Here is a 17,773-nt window from a genome sequence, read left to right as displayed (position 1 = left end):
TCTCGCCTCTCCAAATTTTAGCGATCGCTTAAATTCCGATTATCTCCCCCAAACAGGGGATGCGCAAGCAGCCGGGCGGTGAAATACTCGCCCAGAAGACAAGGTCACACTTAGCTGTGACACCAGTGGGGTTCAGCGCGTTCCTGGCTCGCGGGCCCTCGCCACTGCGGTGCAGCCGGGGGGATTAATCAAGAATTCTGCCTGCGTGCGCCGACTATCACGGCGCGCGACCGCCTATTGCTGAAATTTAAGCCGGGCTCGACCCGGACAATTCGGGATGGAGCAGCATTATGTACAGATACATTGCTTTTGCAGCACTTTGCATGGCGGCGATGCCCGCGCATGCCGACGAGCTTGGAGCCATGAAAGCTGAAAGCATCGATCTCGCCGGCTTCCTTGGTGTCGTCTATTATACGCCTCAGGAGGACGGCTATCGGGTGGTCACCACAATCGCGCAGGGCGAGGCTGGCTTGCCAGTGCGTTTCGTGGCGACATTGACCGAGAACCAGATAGTCGCGGTCTCCGTGCCGGGCAAGCTGGGAGAGTCGGACCAGATCATCAAGATATCCCGTGTCGGCGGCAAGCTTGTCGTCAGCCCACAACCGATAGACGGCATCGTGGTTTCTTCTCCGAAGCCCGCCGTCGACTGATGACCGCCGTCGAGTGATCCAAGGTCGAGTGATCCAAGGTCGAGTGATCCGGGGGCATGCGCGTTGCGACGGCGCTGGATGAGCCTGCAACGTGGGCGACAGACGATGCCCCTGTGGCTCGTCCTCCCGTCTGTCGCCGTCTTTACCGTCGCCGCCGGCTTCGCCGCGTCTTCGCAAGCCGAGCTGGCCTCGGGCAAGTTCTACGAAATTGTCGGCGGCAAGGTCGATGCGCGGACTTATAACGGCTTCCGTCGCTACCATGGCAGCTGCAATCACTGCCATGGTCCCGACGGCATGGGCTCGACGTTCGCCTCGGCCCTTGTCGACCGGCTGCCCGGCATCGAGGTCTTCCGGCGCAGCGTTCGCGACGGCGTGCGAAGCGGCCCTTCCGTGATGAAGGGCTTCGCCGACGACCCCAACGTCGCTCCTTACATCGACGACATCTACGCCTATCTGCAGGCCCGCGCCGACGGTGCGCTTGGCCGAGGACGGCCTGAGCGGCTTGAACGCTAGATATCGCAGGCTGCCAGCTTCACCAAAGGACAGTGAGACGGCTATCGAGCGCCACATGAGTGCCGAAGGGCGAACTCTCTCGCTCAAGCACGGCCGCGAGCCAGGCGACATCTTCGGGCGAGGCGCGGTTTAGCCGGAATTTGCGGAGCTCGAACGGCACCAACTCGAGCGAAAGAAGCCTGCCCTCAGGCATCGCGAGCCGCGGCAGGTACATCAGCGCAAGCCCACCGCGAAAGATCTTGTAGCCTGTGATTCCCTCATAGTCGGTGAGGAAGTCGCCGCATCCATAAGGATCAGCCGGCCGTCATGGATTTCGATCGGCTTGGGATGGTGGGAGGAGTGCCCATGCACGACGTCGAAACCTGCAACATCGATGAGAGCATGGGCAAGCGCTCGCTCTTCCGTGGGGACTTCGTAGCCCCAGTTGCCGCCCCAGTGGATCGAGGCCACTGCGAGGTCGCCAGGCTGCTTCATGGCCTCCACGGATCGGGCGATCTGCGCGAGCGAGCGGGCCGAGACATCCGCCAGCAGGTTGACCCCGGGCTTGTAGGCTCCGGCTGCCCATGAAGCTGGAACGCCGCTCGTCTCGAGCGCGAAGCCGATGACCAGCACGCGGCCTCCGCCGGCCAGTTCGATTACGGCAGGCGCCGCCGCCTCATCCGCGTCAAGCCCGGCCCCGGCATAGGCGAGGCCGGCATGCCGGAGCGTATCGAGGGTTTCGACGAGGCCGGGCTCATCCCAGTCGAGCACATGGTTGTTGGCGAGCACGCAGCAGCTTACCCGCGCCGCCGCCAGGCAGCCGATGTTTGCGGGGTTCATTTTGTAATTGATGCCCTTGGGCGCCAAAGACAGGCTGGTGGTAATGCTGGTCTCGAGGTTGATGATCCGCGCGTCGGGAGCTTCACGGTCCAGTTCGGCGAGTGCATCGCCCCAGACATACGCATCGTCGACCTTTCTCGGGATCGGGCCATTGATGCGTTCGGCAAGCTCGACATAGGTCGTCGCGGATCTGACGTGGCGCTCGTACAGGTGCGGATCACCCGGATTGGCGAGGATCTGGTCGATCCCGCGGCCGAGCATGACGTCGCCGCACAGGAACAGCTTTGCGCTGCTTCGGACAGGCCGTTCAGGTCCTGCGGCGGCATTGTTCGCGATCTGCGGCATCCCAGACCTCCTTTCCCGCCAACACCCCGTGACGCCAAGGGTTCCAGCCCAATTTGCGCGGATCGGATCCCGCGCCCAGTCGTTAAGGCAGGAGAACCGAGTTAACCAAGGAGAACCGACAGGCGAGGCCAGAAATGACCGAGACAGCCTTCTCCTTCATCCCGCGCGCCGCACGCTCTCCCAAGCCGCGCAAAACCGGCCTGACCGAGATTCGCGGACCCTATTACAGCGCCTATGGGCCGCGCCATTTGGCCGACCTCCTGGAAACCATGGGCAACTGGATCGACGGCATCAAGTTTGCCGGCGGATCATTCGCCCTGATGCCGCCGGAAGCGGTGAAATCGATCAACAAGCTGGCGCATGATCACGACGCCTATGTTTCGACGGGCGGCTGGATCGAGAATGTCCTCCGTTTCGGCCCGGACGCCGTGGACCGCTACGTCGAGGAAGCCAAGGCGCTGGGGTTCGACGTGATCGAGATCTCCACCGGCTTCATCAGTCTGCCCACGGAAGCGCTGCTGCGCCTGGTCGAAACCGTGAAAAAGGCCGGGCTCAAGGCCAAGCCGGAGCTCGGAATCCAGTTCGGGGCCGGTGGTGACACGTCGGCCAAGGAGCTCGAAGCCGAAGGCACCAGGGATGTCGGCTGGCTGGTCGCACAGGCCCGGCGTGCCCTCGATGCCGGCGCCGATATCATCATGATCGAGAGTGAAGGGATCACCGAAAACGTGACGTCCTGGCGCACCGAAATGGTGGCCCGCATAATCAACGAGGTCGGCCTGGAGAAGGTGATGTTCGAGGCCGCTGATCCGGCGGTCTTCGAATGGTACATCAAAAATTACGGCAACGAGATCAATCTGTTCGTCGACCACAGCCAGATCGTGCAGCTCGAAGCGCTACGCTCCGGCATCTGGGGAACAAGAGCACCTGGGGGCGGATTCAGAATATTGGGTGAGAGGGCTGAGCGGCCTCGTTCCAGCTTGGGTTCCTCGCCCCACGAAAGTGGGGAGAGGTGGCTCGGCGAAGCCGAGACGGAGAGGGGACTGCGCCTTACGAAAGCCCTCTCTCCGGCCGCTTCGCGGCCACCTCTCCCCCACCTTTCGGTGGGGGCGGGGAACCCAGATCTTGCCCTCAGCCCCACTTCATCTCGCCGGTGGCGACCTTGGAGCCGATGTCGAGCGCAACGCCCATGCCGAGGCCGGGGAAGCGGGCCTCCATGGCGCCCTTGAGCGCGGCCGCGTCCTTGGCCTTGGCCAGCTCTTCCTCGAACGCGATGAGATAGGATTTGGTGTGCTCGACGCCCGAAAGGTCGGTGGCGGCCTGCGGCGTCATGTGGCCAGGCACGACGATTTCAGGCTTGGCGGCAACAATCTTTTCGAGATTGGCGAGCCAGGCGGCGCGCTGTTCCTTGCTCGACGTGTCGGCGGTCCAGACATGCACGCCCGCAAAAATCATCACCCCGCCGAACACCGCATTCAGCGACGGCACCGAGAGATAGCGCCGGTTGGCAAGGCCTTCCGCGTCGACGATCTCGATGGTCTCGCTATCGACGGTGAGCGCCTTGCCGTCGAAGACTTCGGGGATGACGACATCGGCGAGCGCCTGCGGGCCGTTCTCCTTGAGCTGCGGCCCCCAGACGGCGATTTTCTTGTCGACGCTGCCATTGATGGCGGCCACCGTCTCGGCAGCGGCTATCACCCGTGCCTGCGGAAAAACCTCCTTGATGGCCTTGAGGCCGAAATAATAGTCCGGGTCGGACTGGCTGACATAGATGGCGGTGAGCGTCTTGCCGGTCGCCTTGATCGCCTCGGCCACGGCGCGGCCGTCGGAATAGGTGAAACCGCCGTCGATCAGCAGCGCCTCGGAGGCGCCGGTGATCAGCACGGGGGCGCGAAAGAAGCCGTTTTCGCCGGCCGGAAAATGCTTCCAGGAAAGCCCTGCGGCGGCATGGCCAAGCCCGGCGGGAGCGAAGACGGCGGCGGCGCCGGCGGCGAGGGTGGTTTCATGATGGCTCTCCGTGTGAACATGGATGTCTCCTGGGAGATGCGGAATTCGGGCGAGGCGGGTCGCATCTCCCCCACGCAGCCTCGATGTCCGGAAGATGGCAAAGCCGGAATGCGTATTGAAGGCCAACAAAATAGACGTAATGTATGCCATTGCCTGACAATAGGATCGCCCCTGCCATGAACCACGCATGAACCTGAACCGGCTGGCCTATTTCGCCGCGGTGGTCGACGCCGGCTCGTTCACCCGAGCTGCCGAGCGGCTGGGCATCACCAAGGCGGTCGTCAGCCAGCAGGTGGCGCGGCTGGAGCGCGATCTCGGAACGACGCTGCTGATCCGCACGACGCGGCGCGTCCATCCGACCGAGGCCGGCCGGACATTCCATGCCCGCTGCCTAAACGTCCTGCAGCAGGCCGAGGATGCCTTCGACGAGCTCGCGCAGGCGGCCGCCGAGCCGACCGGCACGCTGCGCATCGCGGCGCCCAACGACTACGGCACGTCGGCGGTGGTGCCGGTGGTCGCCGCCTTCAGCGCACGCTATCCGGCCTGCCGGGTGGAGCTGACGCTGGGCGACGAGACGATCGACCTGGCTTCCGGGGGAATGGACGTGGCGATCCGCGTCGGCTGGTTGGCCGATTCCAGCCTGCAGGCGCGGCGGATCGGCACCTTTCGGCAATTCATGGTGTGCGGCGCTGAGTTTGCCGGGCGGTTCACGGCTGGCGAACCGCAAGACCTCGCCGAGTTGCCCTTCGTCGCCAACTTGGCGCTGCGCGAACCGCTGCTATGGCAATTTTCGCGCGGCGACGACGAGCACGGGGCGGCCGTGCGCATGCAGGCCACGATCGCCATCGACGCGACGCCGGCAGTGCTGGCCGCCGTCCGCGCCGGCGCCGGCCTGTCGGTCCTGCCGGACTTTTTGGTGCGGGACGAGCTGGCCGCAGGGCGGCTCGTCCAGATCCTGCCCGAATGGCAGCTGCCCTCCGGAGGCATCTACACGGTCTACCCCGCCGCGCGCTTCCGCCCGCCCAAGGTGACCAGGTTTGTCGAGATGCTTGTTGCGGCTGAGCAGAAAACGGGGCCGGTCGGGGAGGGGCGAGAAGGCGCGCGGTAGAACAGGTCGCGCGCGTCGTTAGCGGGATGTTCTTCGCTCAAGACCAAGTCGGAGGGGCGATAGGGACGCGCCTCGACGGCGGCAATGGTCCGAGCTGCCCAAAGTTTCGATTGGTCGGGCTAACCGCTTATTGCTGAAGCTCCAGCTACTGCTGATTTGAGATGCCGTCTGCGCCGCCCTGGTGTTCCCCGCGCCGGTACTGATCCTATTCAGGACCTACCGACTCTCAATCGCTTGCCCGAAGACCTACGTTTACAGCGACCAATGCTCCTGACCCAATGCGGCCGTTACTTCATGGCTGTAGATGGGTCTGGAAGGGGCGGAACTGCGCCTTTCGAAACGCAAAGCGGAAGACCGTTCGTCAGAAGGACCATTGTCAAAGTCGCATGAAGCGCGATGCGGGACCGGTGCTGGGCCCTACGCAGCCTCATTAAAGTCCGCCGCAGGCTCGGCAACTTCAATCCGACCACTTCGAAGCGCTCAACCGCCAAACCAATCCGCCAGCCTGAAGCGCTTCGCCTGAAAGGAAACCGTCGGGCGTCATCGCCTGAAGACGTGAATCGCGCCTCCGGCGTCGTCGGATACGAGCACGGAACCGTCCGGCGCTTCCTTGACATCCACGGGCCGACCGACGCCTCTGAGGAAAGTCGTCGCCGAGACGGGCCGGCCGCCCTTGAAACGCACGCGCACGACCTGACGCCCGACTGGAACTGACCTGTTCCAACTGCCGTGCTCGGCGACCAGAGCGTCGCCGCCTAGGCTGCGGAAGAAATGGATTCCGAGGGTTGCGACATGCGCTTGAAATTCGAAGACGGGCGGAATCTGCTGCGCGGGCGGCCGTGCGCCCCGGAACCCTTTAAGCGGAATTCGGCCTCCAAAGTAAGGAAAGCCATAAAAGCCGCCCGGCCGAAGCGCGTTCAGCTCGTCCGGCGGGATATCGTCGCCCATTCGGTCGGCGCCGTTGTCAGTGAAGAACATGGTGCCGCCGCGCCAGTCGAAGCCGACCGAATTGCGAACGCCCCAAGCGACGCGCCGAAGATCGGACCCGTCCTGGTTCATGCTGACGATCGTGCTTTGCAGCCCACGCGGCAAGCAAATGTTGCAAGGCGATCCGAACGAGACGTAGAGCCGGGAATCGGGACCGACGGCAATATAGCGAAGACTGTGGGCTCCCGAATTCGGCAGCCCTCGGCGAATGTCGCGCCTGCCGCTCAGAGCGCCCCCCGGCCCGATGTCGAACGCGGTCACGCGGTCCCTCGAAGCTACGAACAAACGAGCGCGTGAGCATGCGACTCCATTCGGAGCGGAGAATCCGGAGGCGACCCGCCGGGCGCGGCCGCCGGACACCGGCACCGCGTAGACCGAGGAGCGTTTGGTTCCGACGAACAGTACGTCGCCGCAGACCGCCATTTCGCGCGCCGCGGGAACGCGGGCGAGAACCTCAGCCCGCGCGGGTCCGAGGGCGAGAGCCACGCCAGAGGCGGCCGCCGCGACCGAGACGAGAGCGAGAAGCCCAATTCTAGCGGAAAGGAACCCGGCCTTAAGGGAAAAGACGTCCATCGGCACCCTCCGAATACAAGCTGACTTTGCTGGAGGGAATTGGGGCGGCTTGTTCTCGTTTCAAGCCGGAGCCCAGGCCTCGTTGCGGCTGAGCAGCAGATGGGGTGAAACGGGGAGGGGCGAGGAGCGGCAAAGCGTATTACGACCTCGCTAATACCGGCGCATACTCAAGCGCCACCACGCCGTTGCTGAATGGCGCGGCCGAGACCAGCTCGAGCGGCACCTTCTGGGCGGGCGGGAACAGCTTCTTGCCCTGGCCGACGGCGCCGGGGTAGCTGAGCAGCCTGACGCGGTCGACCAGCCCGTGGCGCAGCAATTCCTGCGCCACGCTGAGGCTGCCATGGACATAAATGTTGCCGCCGCTGCCTTGCTTCAGTTCCCTGACCGCATCCGGCAAGGCGCCCTTCAGCAGCTCGGCCGGTTTCCAGTCGAGTGCCTTCAGGCTCGTCGACGCGACATATTTCGGCAGCACGTTGAACCGCTGCGCGAAGTCTCCGGTTTCCTTGGGCCATGAGCCGGCGAAAATCTCATAGGTCGTGCGCCCCAAAAGCATGGCGCCGCTGTCGGCAAGTTCGTCTTCCTTGAACCTTTGCATTTCATCGTTCCAGGTCACGCCGGGCAGCTTCTCGACCTCGGCAATGCCATCGACGCTGATGAATTCGGTGACGATAAGTTTTCGCATGGCGATCTCCTTTTGTCAGAGGACGGACCGCACTGGCCTTTCGCGACACGTTCCATGAAAAAAGTGCGGTCGCTTGTAGAGGGCTTTCCCTATCAAAGGACCGATACCATGGGGAAAAGCTTCTCCGACCTGGACTAAGTTCCCAAGATCGGATTGGTATTACATCTGAGGCAGGTATTCCCAAAGAACGCATTGCAGGAAGATCATGGGATTCGGGGTCTTCATTCACCGCTCAGATTCGAGATACAACGATCGCCCCGCAGAGCAATACCAGTTTCCTCGCCCGTATCTACGTCGTGTCGAAGAATGCGTCGGCGACTGGATCATTTACTACGAGCCTAGCAGGGTAAACGATACCCGCGGCTATTACGCCGTAGCCAAAGTCCAACAGATCATTCCCGATCCTGTGACGCCTGATATGTACCTCGCTCTGATCGAGCCCGGAACCTACCTCGATTTCGTCAATCCTGTTCCATTTAACGGACCTGATGGTCTCGTTGAACGAGGCCTACTCAACGACCAAGGACGGATTTCCGGTCGCGCCCAATCGGCCGTCCGGCAGATCAGTCCAGGCGACTTCAACCGCATTATCGATTTGGGCCTGGACACGAGTGAGTTGTTGCTGCCGCGCCTTGATGAGGTCGGCACATCTACCGGTTTTCAGGATGAGCAGGCGCCGTTCGAGTTCGAGCAGAGCCGTGATCGCGTAAACTACATCGGATCGCGAATTGTACGGGACCGCATTTTCCGTCGCATCGTCTTGCGCGCCTATGACGAGCGGTGCGCGATCACGGGACTGAAGTTGATAAATGGCGGCGGCCGAGCAGAAGTTTCAGCCGCCCATATTCGACCGGTCGAAGCGAACGGCCCGGATGTCATCAACAACGGAATCGCACTATCCGGTACAGCGCATTGGATGTTCGATCGCGGGCTGATCAGCCTATCCGACGATCTGGAAATTCTGATCTCGCGACAGGTCAATGACCTCGACAGCGTGCAGGCATTCATAAACAGGACCCGTCGCGTGCTTCCGCCTCGCCGACAGTTTGACCGCCCGCATCCTCGTTTCTTGCAATGGCACCGCGACCACTGCTTCAAGCAGTGAAGCACTGCCGGCGTGGCAGCGTGTTGGTAGGTGAGTGGAACGGCCGCCTCTGACCCTAAGCCGCCCGTCGTTCGGTCATGCCACAAGGTCCGCATCGGGTGCGGGGCCGATCTTTTTCGCCTGTCCCCGATTGGATGTGGTTCGCAGTTGCGGGCTGGCTATAGGTCGGCAATACCGGCTTTCAGCAGTCCTTCGCGGACGTGCTGCACATCAGACTCCTGGGCGAAGTGCAGGGTGGCGATAAATGAATCGAGGTCGAATTGGGGATCGAGCGTTCTGATCTTGCTTAGATGCGCCGCGGCCGCGATTTCGTCGCCGAGCCAGCCGTAGCAGGCAGCGGCGAAAGCGTGCTGAACCGAGTCCATGGTTGACAGATGCATGAAAGCTTCGATCGCCTCGCCATACTGGCGCGCGGCGAAATGCGCCTTTCCCAGATGGCTCCAGAACCTCTCCGGGTGGTGCGGGTTCAACTGCATTGCCTTGCGGATCCATTCAATTCCCTCTTCCGGCCTCCCCAGCCAGGTCAATAACTCGCCTTGCTGCACCACCACGAGGTCGTAATTGGGATTGAGGGCGAGGGCGCGCTCTTGATGGTAGCGCGCCGTGGTCAGCTCATTGTTGTTCACGTTCACTGCGGCGAGGATGCGGTGGACATCGGCATCGTTGTCGTCCAGCGCCAGCGCCCTGTCCAGCGCTGCCATGATGTCGTTCCAGACGCCATTCCTGTCTTCACACCAGTTATGGACCCAGGCCTGGCCAAGGATGCAGGCCCGCCAGGCATGGGCATGAGCATAATCGGGGTCGAGCGCGACGGCCCTGCCTATCAAGGTCTGCGCGCGTTCATTATCCGCAATCGTGCTTCGGTGATGCAGCACCTTGGCAGCAAGCACACATTCATAGGCGGCCATGTTTGCAGGTTTCGCCCGCGCGAGCTGGTCCCGCTGAGCCGCCTCGACACGACCGGGCAGCGTGGCTGAGATCGCCGCGGTCACCTCATCCTGAATCGCGAATATGTCGTCCAGCTTCCGGTCATATTTGTCTGCCCAAATATGAGCGTCATTCGCCGTGTCGATGAGCTGAACCGTCACGCGCACCCTGTCGCCGATCTTGCGGACGCTTCCCTCCACCAGGTATTGGACGTCGAGTTTCTCGGCCACCTCGCGCACATTCACGGCGCGGTTCTTGTAGACGAAGCTGGAATTGCGCGAAATGACGAACAACTCATGGTGGCGGGACAGTTCGGTGATGATGTCCTCGGTCAGTCCGTCCGCGAAAAATTCTTGCTCGGGGTCGCCGCTCATGTTGTTGAATGGCAGCACCACTATCGAAGGTTTCGAGATGGATCGCTTTGCCTCGACTTCCGGCAGGACAGGACTGTCAAACCCAATGCGATAGAGGCGAACCGGGCGGCTGATGTTCTTTAACGTCTTCTCGCCCAGGTCCTCCATGGCAATTTCGAGACGGTCGGCAATTTGGGTCGCCACCGCTGCGGTCACGCAGATACCGCCGACGTCGGCGAGTTGCTCGATGCGCGAGGCAATATTGACGCCGTCGCCGAAAATGTCCTCATCTTCGAAAATGATGTCGCCGAGATTTATGCCGATCCTGAATTCGATACGCCGTTCTTGCGGCACATCCGAATTGCGCCGTTTCATGCGCTGTTGGATTTCCACGGCGCATTTCACGGCATCGGTCACGCTCTGGAACTCAACGAGCATGCCGTCTCCGGTGGTCTTGATGATCCGGCCCTTGTTCTTCGCGATGGCGGGATCGACCAGTTCTATGCGATGGGTCCGAAGGCGTGCGAGCGTGCCGGATTCGTCGGCCTCCATTAGCCGACTGTAGCCCGCCATATCGGCAGCCAGAATTGCGGCTAGTCTCTGTTCCATCGCTTGAACCAAAAACCAAGCCTATCCTTCCTGGGCTGCCAAATCCAGCAATTTGGGCTTGCGGCTGAATCAAGAAGTCTTCCTACCGCAGCAGCAAGAAAGGGCGGATCAGAACCTTCCTCTTTCGCCAGGTGGCTGCGAACTCGATCGCATCAATGGCGGGAGGGATCCGCGCGGCGTCAGACCGGAAACGTCCGATATAAACACGAGTCGGGACCATAGTGGCTGCATTCACTGACGTCTGAAATGGCGCCCTAGCAAGAAATCTTGACACGCCCAAAACCAAATCTATCCCACTTGCCATCCCCTATACCTTCCCCTAATCTCCCCCTGAGAAAACCTTTTCCCAGAGCGCTCCTAACCCGCTGACCTCACCAGTCAGCGTCTCGCAGGCCAACAAGAGAAAACCTTTTCCCAACCAAGGGATTCGCCACGCACCATGGCCTCCAACGCCCAGCCAGTCTCTGCCAAGACCCCCGTCACCCTGCGCGAGGTGGCTGCCTCTGCCGGCGTCAGCGTCGCCACGGCCTCAAAGGCGCTGAACGGGCAGGGGCGGATGACCGCCGAGACGCGCGAGCGGATTCGCGAGACGGCACAGCGGCTTGGCTTTCGCCCGAACAGCCTGGCCCAGAGCCTGTTGCGGCGGCGCTCCTTCACCGTCGGGCTGCTCACCAACGACACCTATGGCCGCTTTTCGCTGCCGGTCATGTCGGGCATTTCGGATGCGCTGGTCGACAAGGGCGTCTCGGTGTTTCTCTGCAACGTGGAGGACGACAAGCGCCTCGGCCAGCTCCATGTCGATGCCATGCTCGACAAGCGCGTCGACGGCATCATCGCCACCGGCAAGCGCATCGACCGCCATCTGCCGGTCGACCTGTCCAATCTCGGCGTTCCCACGATCTATGCTTTCACCCAGCCCGATCCCGGCGCCATCGCGTTCGTGTCTGATGATGCCGGCGGCGCGCGCCTGGCGGTCGAGCACTTTTGCCGGCTCGGACGGCGCCGCATCGCCCATGTCACCGGGCCGGCGAGTTTTGCGGTGGTGCACGCGCGGGCACAGGCCTATCGTGATGTGCTGACCGAAAAAGGCTTGCCGGTCATGGAACCATTGCTCGGATCGTGGTCGGAGGCCTGGGGTCACGAGGCGGTGAAGAAGCTCTTCGACGGTAAGCTGTCGAAGAGCGGGGACGAAAAACCCGATGCCGTCTTTTGCGGCAACGACCAGATCGCGCGCGGCGTCATCGACGCGCTGCGCGAGCGCGGCCTTGGCGTGCCGGACGATGTCGGCGTCATCGGTTTCGACAACTGGCAGATCGTGGCCGAGGCAACCCGCCCGCCGCTGACCTCCGTCGACATGAACCTGGCGGCACTCGGGCGCGAGGCCGGCCTCACCTTGCTTTCGCTCGTCGGCGGCGAACCCGCCGAGCCGGGTATCCGAAAACTGCCGTGCCGGCTGGTGGTGCGTCAGTCATGCGGCCGTCTGCCGGACGGCTGAACGAATGCATGTCGCCCAAAAGTGCATAGCGGTTTTGGGATAATGACATGCATGAAACTAAAGGCAGCCGTGCCGATAGCCACCCGCTTGGGAGCGCGGTTACAGGAAACAGAAACCTGAGGAGGAGAACATGAGGACCATAATTACCGGGCTCGCCTTTGCCGCGAGCATTCTTTCCACGCTGGCAGCAGTCGGGCCGGCCGCAGCCGAGACCGCCAACATCTGGGTTCGCGCCGACGGCTCGAACTTCATGCCGCGCATCGTCGAGGCCTTCAACAAGGGGCATGAGAACCAGATCAAGCTGGACATCATCCCCAATGCCGAGATCATCCCGAAATACGGCGCGGCCGCCGCCGGCGGCACAGCACCCGATGCGCTGTCGCTCGACCTGATCTACACGCCGTCCTTCGCTGCCGCCGGCCAGTTGGAAGACATCACCGACTGGGCGAAATCCCTGCCTTATTTCGCCAGCCTGTCGCCGGCGCATGTCAAGACCGGCACCTACAAGGGCCGCATCTACGGGCTGCCGTTCTCCGCCGATAGTTCGGTGCTGATCTGGAACAAGAAGCTGTTCAAGCAGGCCGGTCTCGACCCTGAAAAGGGCCCGACCAACTGGGCCGAGATCGAAGCCTATGCCGAAAAGGTCAACGCGCTTGGCGGCGACACCAAGGGATTCTATTTCTCCGGCAATTGCGGCGGCTGCAACATCTTCACCTTCACGCCGCTGATCTGGGCCTCGGGCGGCGACATCCTCACCGAGGACGGCTCGAAGGCGACGCTCGACAGCCCGCAGCTGCGCGGCGCCATCGACCTCTACCGCTCGATGGTCAAGAAGGACCTGGTGCCGGCAGGCGCGCAGACCGACACTGGCTCCAACTTCTTTGCTGCGTTTGCCGCCGGCAATATCGGTATCTCGCCGTCCGGCGCCTTCGCCATCGGCGCGCTGAACACGCAATACCCAGACATCGACTACGGCGTCACCTTCCTGCCTGGCAAGGATGGCGGCTGGTCGTCGTTCGCCGGCGGCGACAATTTCGTCGTCACCAAGGGCACCACCAAGACCGCGGTGGTGAAGGAGTTCCTCGATTTCGCCTATTCGCTCGAAGGCCAGACCATCCTGGCGAAATATGGCAGCCTTCCGGTGCGCGGCGACATCGCCAATGAGGCGCTGAAGGAGCTCGACCCGCGCTACAAGGTCGCCGCAGAGGCCATGGCCAAGGGCCGCACGCCCTATTCGGTGGTGTTCAACGACCTGATCAACTCCGCCAACGGTCCGTGGAACCAGATGGTCAACGAGGTCTTCTTCGGCGAAGACGTCGACGGCGCCATCGCCAACGCGCAGGAAACCATGCAGTCGATCATCGACTCGGCGCCGCAACAGTAGGCGCCGTTACCTCCCCCTCGAGGGGAGGTCGGACCGCAGGTCCGGGTGGGGTCGTTGCGGCAGTGCTCGACGTTCTCTTTGCGTCGGCGCGCTTCGCGGAGGACCCCACCCCCGGCCTTCGCCGGACCCTCCCTCAAGGGGGAGGGGGACGTAGCGCTAATGGAAGAGCAGCCATGAGATCAATCGCAGCAATCACCGCGCCAGTGCGTGGCTCCCCCTTCTCCCCCTGTGGGAGAAGGTGTCGCCGAAGGCGACGGATGAGGGGTGCTCCAGCTTGGCTCCGACAGCACTCCGTCCAACACCCCTCATCCGTCTCGGCGCTGCGCGCCGATCCACCTTCTCCCACAAGGGGAGAAGGGAAGGCGAGCGGACAGGCATGACCTCCATCGCAGCAATTTCCACCCCAGCGCGTCGCCGCAAACTGGTCGGCGCCGGTCGCCGGCAGTGGATCGGCCTGCTCTACGTCGCGCCGGCCGTCGCCCTTGTCGTCGTCTTCTTCATCATCCCGCTTTGCATGACGGCGTGGATGTCGCTGCACAACTGGCCGCTGATGGGCGCGCACAGCTTCATTGGCCTCGACAATTACTGGGCGATCCTGCGCGACACCAGGTTCTGGAACGCACTCAAATTCACCGGCTACTACACGGTGGTGGTGACGATCGCGATCTTCGCCGTCGCCTTTCCGCTGGCGCTTTTCATCGAAAGGCCGCGGCCGCTGACCGGCTTCTACCGGACGTCCTTCTTCATGCCGGCGGTCATCGGCTTCGCCTCGGCCAGCCTGCTCTGGTCTTGGCTTCTCAATGTCGATTCCGGCCTGTTCAGCCCGGCCGCCTTCGAACTCGGCCTGACCGAGAAGAAGGTCAATCTGCTGGCAACGTTCCAGCCGGCCTTCTGGTCGATCATCGCCATGGTCGTCTGGAAGGTGGCCGGCTTCACCATGATCATCCTGATGACCGGCCTGCAATCCATCCCGCCGGATCTGCAGGAGGCGGCGATGATCGACGGGGCAGGGCCGCTGGCGCGGTTTCGCGCCATCACTCTGCCGTTGATGCGCCGCACCCTGGCGCTGGCGCTGATCCTGTCGGTTGCCGGCTCGGTGCTCGCCTTCGACCAGTTCTACATCATCCTGCGCGGCGGGCCGCGCAACCAGACGCTGACTGCCGTCTACTGGATTTTCAACCAGTCATTCGTGTCGTTCAAGCTCGGCTACGGCGCCGCATTGTCGATGATCCTGCTGATCATCCTGGTCGCGCTCAGCCTGATCCAGCTGCGGCTGCTGCGCCAACCGGAGGGCGTTGACTGATGGCGCAGGCAAGGAGCCGCAGAACCCGCATCGGCATGCAGATCGCCGAGCACTCGACGGGCATCATCGCCTCATTGCTGTTCCTGGCGCCGATCGTCTGGACCGTGCTTTCGGCGTTCAAGCCGGCGCAGGAGTCGCGTCAGCCGCCGCTGCCGCCCTGGCCGACGACGGGTTTTTCGGTCGAGAATTACGCCACGCTCAACACTTTCGGCGATGGCCTCTGGCTGCCGGCGCAAAACAGCATCTATGTCTCTGTCATGACGGTGGTGCTGTCGGTGATCGTCAGCGTGCTGGCCGGCTACGGTTTCTCGCGCTTCCGCTTTCCGCTGAAGAACCTGCTCTTCGTCGTCATCCTGTCGACGATCATGATCCCGTTCCAGTCGATCCTGACGCCGATCTTCCTGGTGCTGACCAAGATCGGCCTGCACAACACGCTGACCGGGCTGGTCTGCGTCTATGTCACGCTGCAGCTGCCGTTCTCGATCTTCATGATGCGCAACGCCTTCGACGCGGTGCCGCGCGAGATCGAGGAAGCCGCCCGCATGGACGGCGCCAACAATGTCACCATGCTGCTGAGGGTGATGCTGCCGCTGGTCTGGCCGGGCATCGTCACCATCGCGCTGTTCGCATTCCTCAGCGCCTGGAACGAATTCCTGGCGGCGCTGGTGCTGATGACGGACCAGTCCAAATTCACGCTGCCGATCATGATGACGGCGCTGCAGTCCGGCCGCTTCGGCGCCATCGACTGGGGCGCGGTGCAGGCCGGCGTCACCGTGATGATGGTGCCATGCCTGGTGCTCTTCCTGTTGCTGCAGCGCTTCTACATCCGCGGCCTCATGGCAGGGGCCGTGAAGTGACCAATCGAATCGAACCGGAGTAAATTGATGACCGCATCGCAATCCGTCAGTCAGGGCACTACGCCGGGCCAAACCGGCAAGTTGGGCAAGCCAAGACTCGCCTTCCGTCCGCTGCCCGTGCCGCAGGTCGATGTGCGCGGCTTCTGGGGCGACCGCGTCGATGCCGTCGCGACCAGGACCGCCGATATCCTCTATGAGCGCTGCGTCGAGGCGCGCATGCTGGAGCAGATCGACCCGGACCGGCCATCGCCGGGCGTCGTCATTCCGTTCCACTCACCCTCGCCGGACGAGGCAGCCACCGCCGGCAACGAGTTCACTGGATCTACGGTGACGACCCAGATGTTCTGGGACAGCGATTGGGGCAAGACGATCGAGACCGCGGCCTATTCGCTGTATCGCCGCCGCAATGACGCGCTGGAGAAGAAGATCGACGCCGTGATCGACATGTACGGCAAGCTGCAGCAGCCCGACGGTTATCTCTCCAGCTGGTACCAGCGCATCCAGCCCGGCCTGCGCTGGACCAACCTGCGCGACTGTCACGAGCTCTATTGCGCCGGCCACCTGATCGAAGGTGCGGTCGCCTATTACCAGGCGACGGGAAAGCGCAAGCTGCTCGACATCATGTGCCGCTATGTCGACCATATCGCCGAGACGTTCGGTCCCGAGCCCGGCAAGAAGAAGGGTTATTGCGGCCACGAAGAGGTCGAGCTGGCGCTCGTCAAGCTCGCGCGGGTCACAGGCCAGCAGAAATACATGGACCTCGCAAGATACTTCATCGACCAGCGAGGCCAACAGCCGCATTATTTCGACGAGGAGGCGCGTGCCCGCGGCGCCGACCCGAGAGCCTATCATTTCAAGACCTACGAATACAGCCAGTCGCACAAGCCGGTGCGCGATCAGGACAAGGTCGTCGGCCACGCGGTCAGGGCGATGTATCTCTATTCGGGCATGGCCGATATCGCCACCGAATATGGCGACGACACGCTGCGGGTGGCGCTCGACCGGCTGTGGGACGATCTCACGACCAAGAACCTCTACGTCACCGGTGGCATTGGACCGTCCTCGCACAATGAGGGTTTTACCGCCGACTACGACCTGCCCAATGACACCGCCTATGCCGAGACCTGCGCTTCGGTCGGATTGGTGTTCTGGGCAAGCCGCATGCTCGGCATGGGTCCGAATGCCCGCTACGCCGACATGATGGAGCGAGCTCTCTACAACGGCTCGATCTCGGGCCTGTCGCTCGACGGCTCGCTGTTCTTCTATGAAAATCCGCTGGAAAGCCGGGGGGAGCACAACCGCTGGAAATGGCATCGCTGCCCGTGCTGTCCGCCCAATATCGCGCGCATGGTGGCTTCGATCGGCAGCTATTTCTACAGTCTGTCGGACGATGCACTCGCCGTCCATCTCTATGGAAACAGCACGGCTCGTTTCGATATCGCGGGGACGCAAATAGAGCTGACCCAGGCCAGCAATTATCCGTGGGACGGGGCAGTCTCGATCACGATCGAGCCCGAGGCGCCGACCGAGTTTACCTTGCACCTGCGCCTGCCAGCCTGGTGCCGCAAGGCCGCGCTCAAGGTGAACGGGGAGGCAGTCGATCTGGGTAGCGTAACCAACGACGGCTATGCCGCGATCCGGCGCGAGTGGCGCAAGGGTGACCAGGTCGAGCTCGACCTCGAAATGGCCGTCGATCGGTTCTACGCCAATCCGGAGGTCCGGCAGGATATCGGCCGCGTCGCGCTTGCCCGCGGTCCGCTGATCTATTGCGTCGAGGAGACCGACAATGCCGGCCAGCTGCACCGCATCGCCTTGCCACGGACGGCACAGATCGAGGCGTGCGAGGAGCCGAACCTTCTGGGCGGCGTCGTGACGCTTTCGGCTGTTGCCAGGAAAGAGGTGTTTGAAGGCTGGGACGACGGCCTCTACCGCCCCGAACCGCCGGCGGTGGAGGAAGCAAAAATCACCGCCGTGCCGTATTTTGCCTGGGACAACCGCGATCCCGGCGAGATGCTCGTCTGGCTGAGAGACTCGTGATCCGGGGACGAAGATGATGCCG

Annotated in this window: 14 protein-coding genes and 1 pseudogene; 10 read left to right on the top strand and 5 right to left on the bottom strand. The window is 62.7% G+C overall.

Annotation, left to right across the window (positions count from 1 at the left end):
• Positions 1-290: 290 nt before the first annotated feature.
• Positions 291-650, top strand: a complete 360-nt coding sequence (locus CIT31_RS32340; RefSeq protein WP_095521839.1) for a hypothetical protein — start codon at positions 291-293, stop codon at positions 648-650.
• A 105-nt stretch (positions 651-755) separates the two neighbouring features.
• Positions 756-1,163 carry a c-type cytochrome gene (locus CIT31_RS32335; RefSeq protein ID WP_101918723.1) on the top strand — a complete coding sequence of 136 codons (408 nt, stop codon included), beginning with the start codon at positions 756-758 and terminating at the stop codon, positions 1,161-1,163.
• Between the two features lie 213 nt (positions 1,164-1,376).
• On the opposite strand, the gene CIT31_RS32330 is transcribed toward CIT31_RS32335, so the two are convergent.
• Complete coding sequence (locus CIT31_RS32330) at positions 1,377-2,327, bottom strand: CapA family protein (RefSeq protein WP_245316541.1); 951 nt, start codon at positions 2,325-2,327, stop codon at positions 1,377-1,379.
• A 134-nt stretch (positions 2,328-2,461) separates the two neighbouring features.
• On the opposite strand from CIT31_RS32330, the gene CIT31_RS32325 reads away from it, so the two are divergent.
• The gene (locus tag CIT31_RS32325) at positions 2,462-3,553 is read left to right on the top strand and encodes a phosphosulfolactate synthase (protein ID WP_101918722.1); all 1,092 of its coding nucleotides are present in this window, start codon (positions 2,462-2,464) and stop codon (positions 3,551-3,553) included.
• Here the strand turns inward: CIT31_RS32325 and CIT31_RS32320 are convergent.
• A pseudogene (locus CIT31_RS32320) lies at positions 3,456-4,351 on the bottom strand (MBL fold metallo-hydrolase). The gene CIT31_RS32325 and the pseudogene CIT31_RS32320 overlap by 98 nt on opposite strands.
• Before the next feature lie 167 nt (positions 4,352-4,518).
• On the opposite strand from CIT31_RS32320, the gene CIT31_RS32315 reads away from it, so the two are divergent.
• Entirely contained in the window at positions 4,519-5,439 is a 921-nt protein-coding gene (locus CIT31_RS32315) for a LysR family transcriptional regulator (RefSeq protein WP_095521837.1), read from the top strand.
• Between the two features lie 540 nt (positions 5,440-5,979).
• Here the strand turns inward: CIT31_RS32315 and CIT31_RS32310 are convergent.
• A complete protein-coding gene (locus CIT31_RS32310; RefSeq protein WP_095521836.1) occupies positions 5,980-6,999 on the bottom strand; it encodes a PQQ-dependent sugar dehydrogenase in 1,020 nt (339 codons plus the stop codon).
• A gap of 139 nt (positions 7,000-7,138) precedes the next feature.
• A complete protein-coding gene (locus tag CIT31_RS32305; RefSeq protein ID WP_095521835.1) occupies positions 7,139-7,681 on the bottom strand; it encodes a dihydrofolate reductase family protein in 543 nt (180 codons plus the stop codon).
• Between the two features lie 205 nt (positions 7,682-7,886).
• Between CIT31_RS32305 and CIT31_RS32300 the strand changes: the two genes are divergently transcribed.
• Positions 7,887-8,786: an HNH endonuclease gene (locus tag CIT31_RS32300; protein ID WP_095521834.1), complete on the top strand. Its 900-nt coding sequence runs from the start codon at positions 7,887-7,889 to the stop codon at positions 8,784-8,786.
• 158 nt (positions 8,787-8,944) lie between these two features.
• On the opposite strand, the gene CIT31_RS32295 is transcribed toward CIT31_RS32300, so the two are convergent.
• The gene (locus CIT31_RS32295) at positions 8,945-10,675 is read right to left on the bottom strand and encodes an adenylate/guanylate cyclase domain-containing protein (protein WP_095521833.1); all 1,731 of its coding nucleotides are present in this window, start codon (positions 10,673-10,675) and stop codon (positions 8,945-8,947) included.
• A gap of 439 nt (positions 10,676-11,114) precedes the next feature.
• On the opposite strand from CIT31_RS32295, the gene CIT31_RS32290 reads away from it, so the two are divergent.
• The 5 genes from CIT31_RS32290 to CIT31_RS32270 all read left to right on the top strand — a co-directional run bounded on the left by CIT31_RS32290 (position 11,115) and on the right by CIT31_RS32270 (position 17,751).
• On the top strand, positions 11,115-12,170 hold the full coding sequence (locus tag CIT31_RS32290; RefSeq protein ID WP_095521832.1) for a LacI family DNA-binding transcriptional regulator: 1,056 nt from the start codon (positions 11,115-11,117) through the stop codon (positions 12,168-12,170).
• A gap of 130 nt (positions 12,171-12,300) precedes the next feature.
• Positions 12,301-13,554, top strand: a complete 1,254-nt coding sequence (locus tag CIT31_RS32285; RefSeq protein ID WP_095521831.1) for an ABC transporter substrate-binding protein — start codon at positions 12,301-12,303, stop codon at positions 13,552-13,554.
• Between the two features lie 376 nt (positions 13,555-13,930).
• Positions 13,931-14,857, top strand: a complete 927-nt coding sequence (locus CIT31_RS32280) for a carbohydrate ABC transporter permease (RefSeq protein WP_095521830.1) — start codon at positions 13,931-13,933, stop codon at positions 14,855-14,857.
• Positions 14,857-15,714: a carbohydrate ABC transporter permease gene (locus CIT31_RS32275; protein ID WP_095521829.1), complete on the top strand. Its 858-nt coding sequence runs from the start codon at positions 14,857-14,859 to the stop codon at positions 15,712-15,714. The genes CIT31_RS32280 and CIT31_RS32275 overlap by 1 nt, the downstream gene beginning before the upstream one ends.
• A gap of 27 nt (positions 15,715-15,741) precedes the next feature.
• A complete protein-coding gene (locus CIT31_RS32270; RefSeq protein ID WP_095521828.1) occupies positions 15,742-17,751 on the top strand; it encodes a glycoside hydrolase family 127 protein in 2,010 nt (669 codons plus the stop codon).
• Positions 17,752-17,773: the final 22 nt, after the last annotated feature.

It is taken from the genome of Mesorhizobium wenxiniae (assembly GCF_002284535.1).
GTDB classification, from domain to species: domain Bacteria; phylum Pseudomonadota; class Alphaproteobacteria; order Rhizobiales; family Rhizobiaceae; genus Mesorhizobium; species Mesorhizobium wenxiniae.
Note: the sequence above shows the minus strand (reverse complement) of the source record. Positions and strands in the feature narration are given on the sequence as shown.

What these genes read in the sequence shown, in the direction of transcription:
- CIT31_RS32340 (WP_095521839.1), top strand. Translation starts at nt 291, where the DNA reads ATGTACAGATACATTGCTTTTGCAGCACTTTGCATGGCGGCGATGCCC.
- CIT31_RS32335 (WP_101918723.1), top strand. Translation starts at nt 756, where the DNA reads ATGCCCCTGTGGCTCGTCCTCCCGTCTGTCGCCGTCTTTACCGTCGCC.
- CIT31_RS32330 (WP_245316541.1), bottom strand. Translation starts at nt 2,327, where the DNA reads ATGCCGCAGATCGCGAACAATGCCGCCGCAGGACCTGAACGGCCTGTC.
- CIT31_RS32325 (WP_101918722.1), top strand. Translation starts at nt 2,462, where the DNA reads ATGACCGAGACAGCCTTCTCCTTCATCCCGCGCGCCGCACGCTCTCCC.
- CIT31_RS32315 (WP_095521837.1), top strand. Translation starts at nt 4,519, where the DNA reads ATGAACCTGAACCGGCTGGCCTATTTCGCCGCGGTGGTCGACGCCGGC.
- CIT31_RS32310 (WP_095521836.1), bottom strand. Translation starts at nt 6,999, where the DNA reads ATGGACGTCTTTTCCCTTAAGGCCGGGTTCCTTTCCGCTAGAATTGGG.
- CIT31_RS32305 (WP_095521835.1), bottom strand. Translation starts at nt 7,681, where the DNA reads ATGCGAAAACTTATCGTCACCGAATTCATCAGCGTCGATGGCATTGCC.
- CIT31_RS32300 (WP_095521834.1), top strand. Translation starts at nt 7,887, where the DNA reads ATGGGATTCGGGGTCTTCATTCACCGCTCAGATTCGAGATACAACGAT.
- CIT31_RS32295 (WP_095521833.1), bottom strand. Translation starts at nt 10,675, where the DNA reads ATGGAACAGAGACTAGCCGCAATTCTGGCTGCCGATATGGCGGGCTAC.
- CIT31_RS32290 (WP_095521832.1), top strand. Translation starts at nt 11,115, where the DNA reads ATGGCCTCCAACGCCCAGCCAGTCTCTGCCAAGACCCCCGTCACCCTG.
- CIT31_RS32285 (WP_095521831.1), top strand. Translation starts at nt 12,301, where the DNA reads ATGAGGACCATAATTACCGGGCTCGCCTTTGCCGCGAGCATTCTTTCC.
- CIT31_RS32280 (WP_095521830.1), top strand. Translation starts at nt 13,931, where the DNA reads ATGACCTCCATCGCAGCAATTTCCACCCCAGCGCGTCGCCGCAAACTG.
- CIT31_RS32275 (WP_095521829.1), top strand. Translation starts at nt 14,857, where the DNA reads ATGGCGCAGGCAAGGAGCCGCAGAACCCGCATCGGCATGCAGATCGCC.
- CIT31_RS32270 (WP_095521828.1), top strand. Translation starts at nt 15,742, where the DNA reads ATGACCGCATCGCAATCCGTCAGTCAGGGCACTACGCCGGGCCAAACC.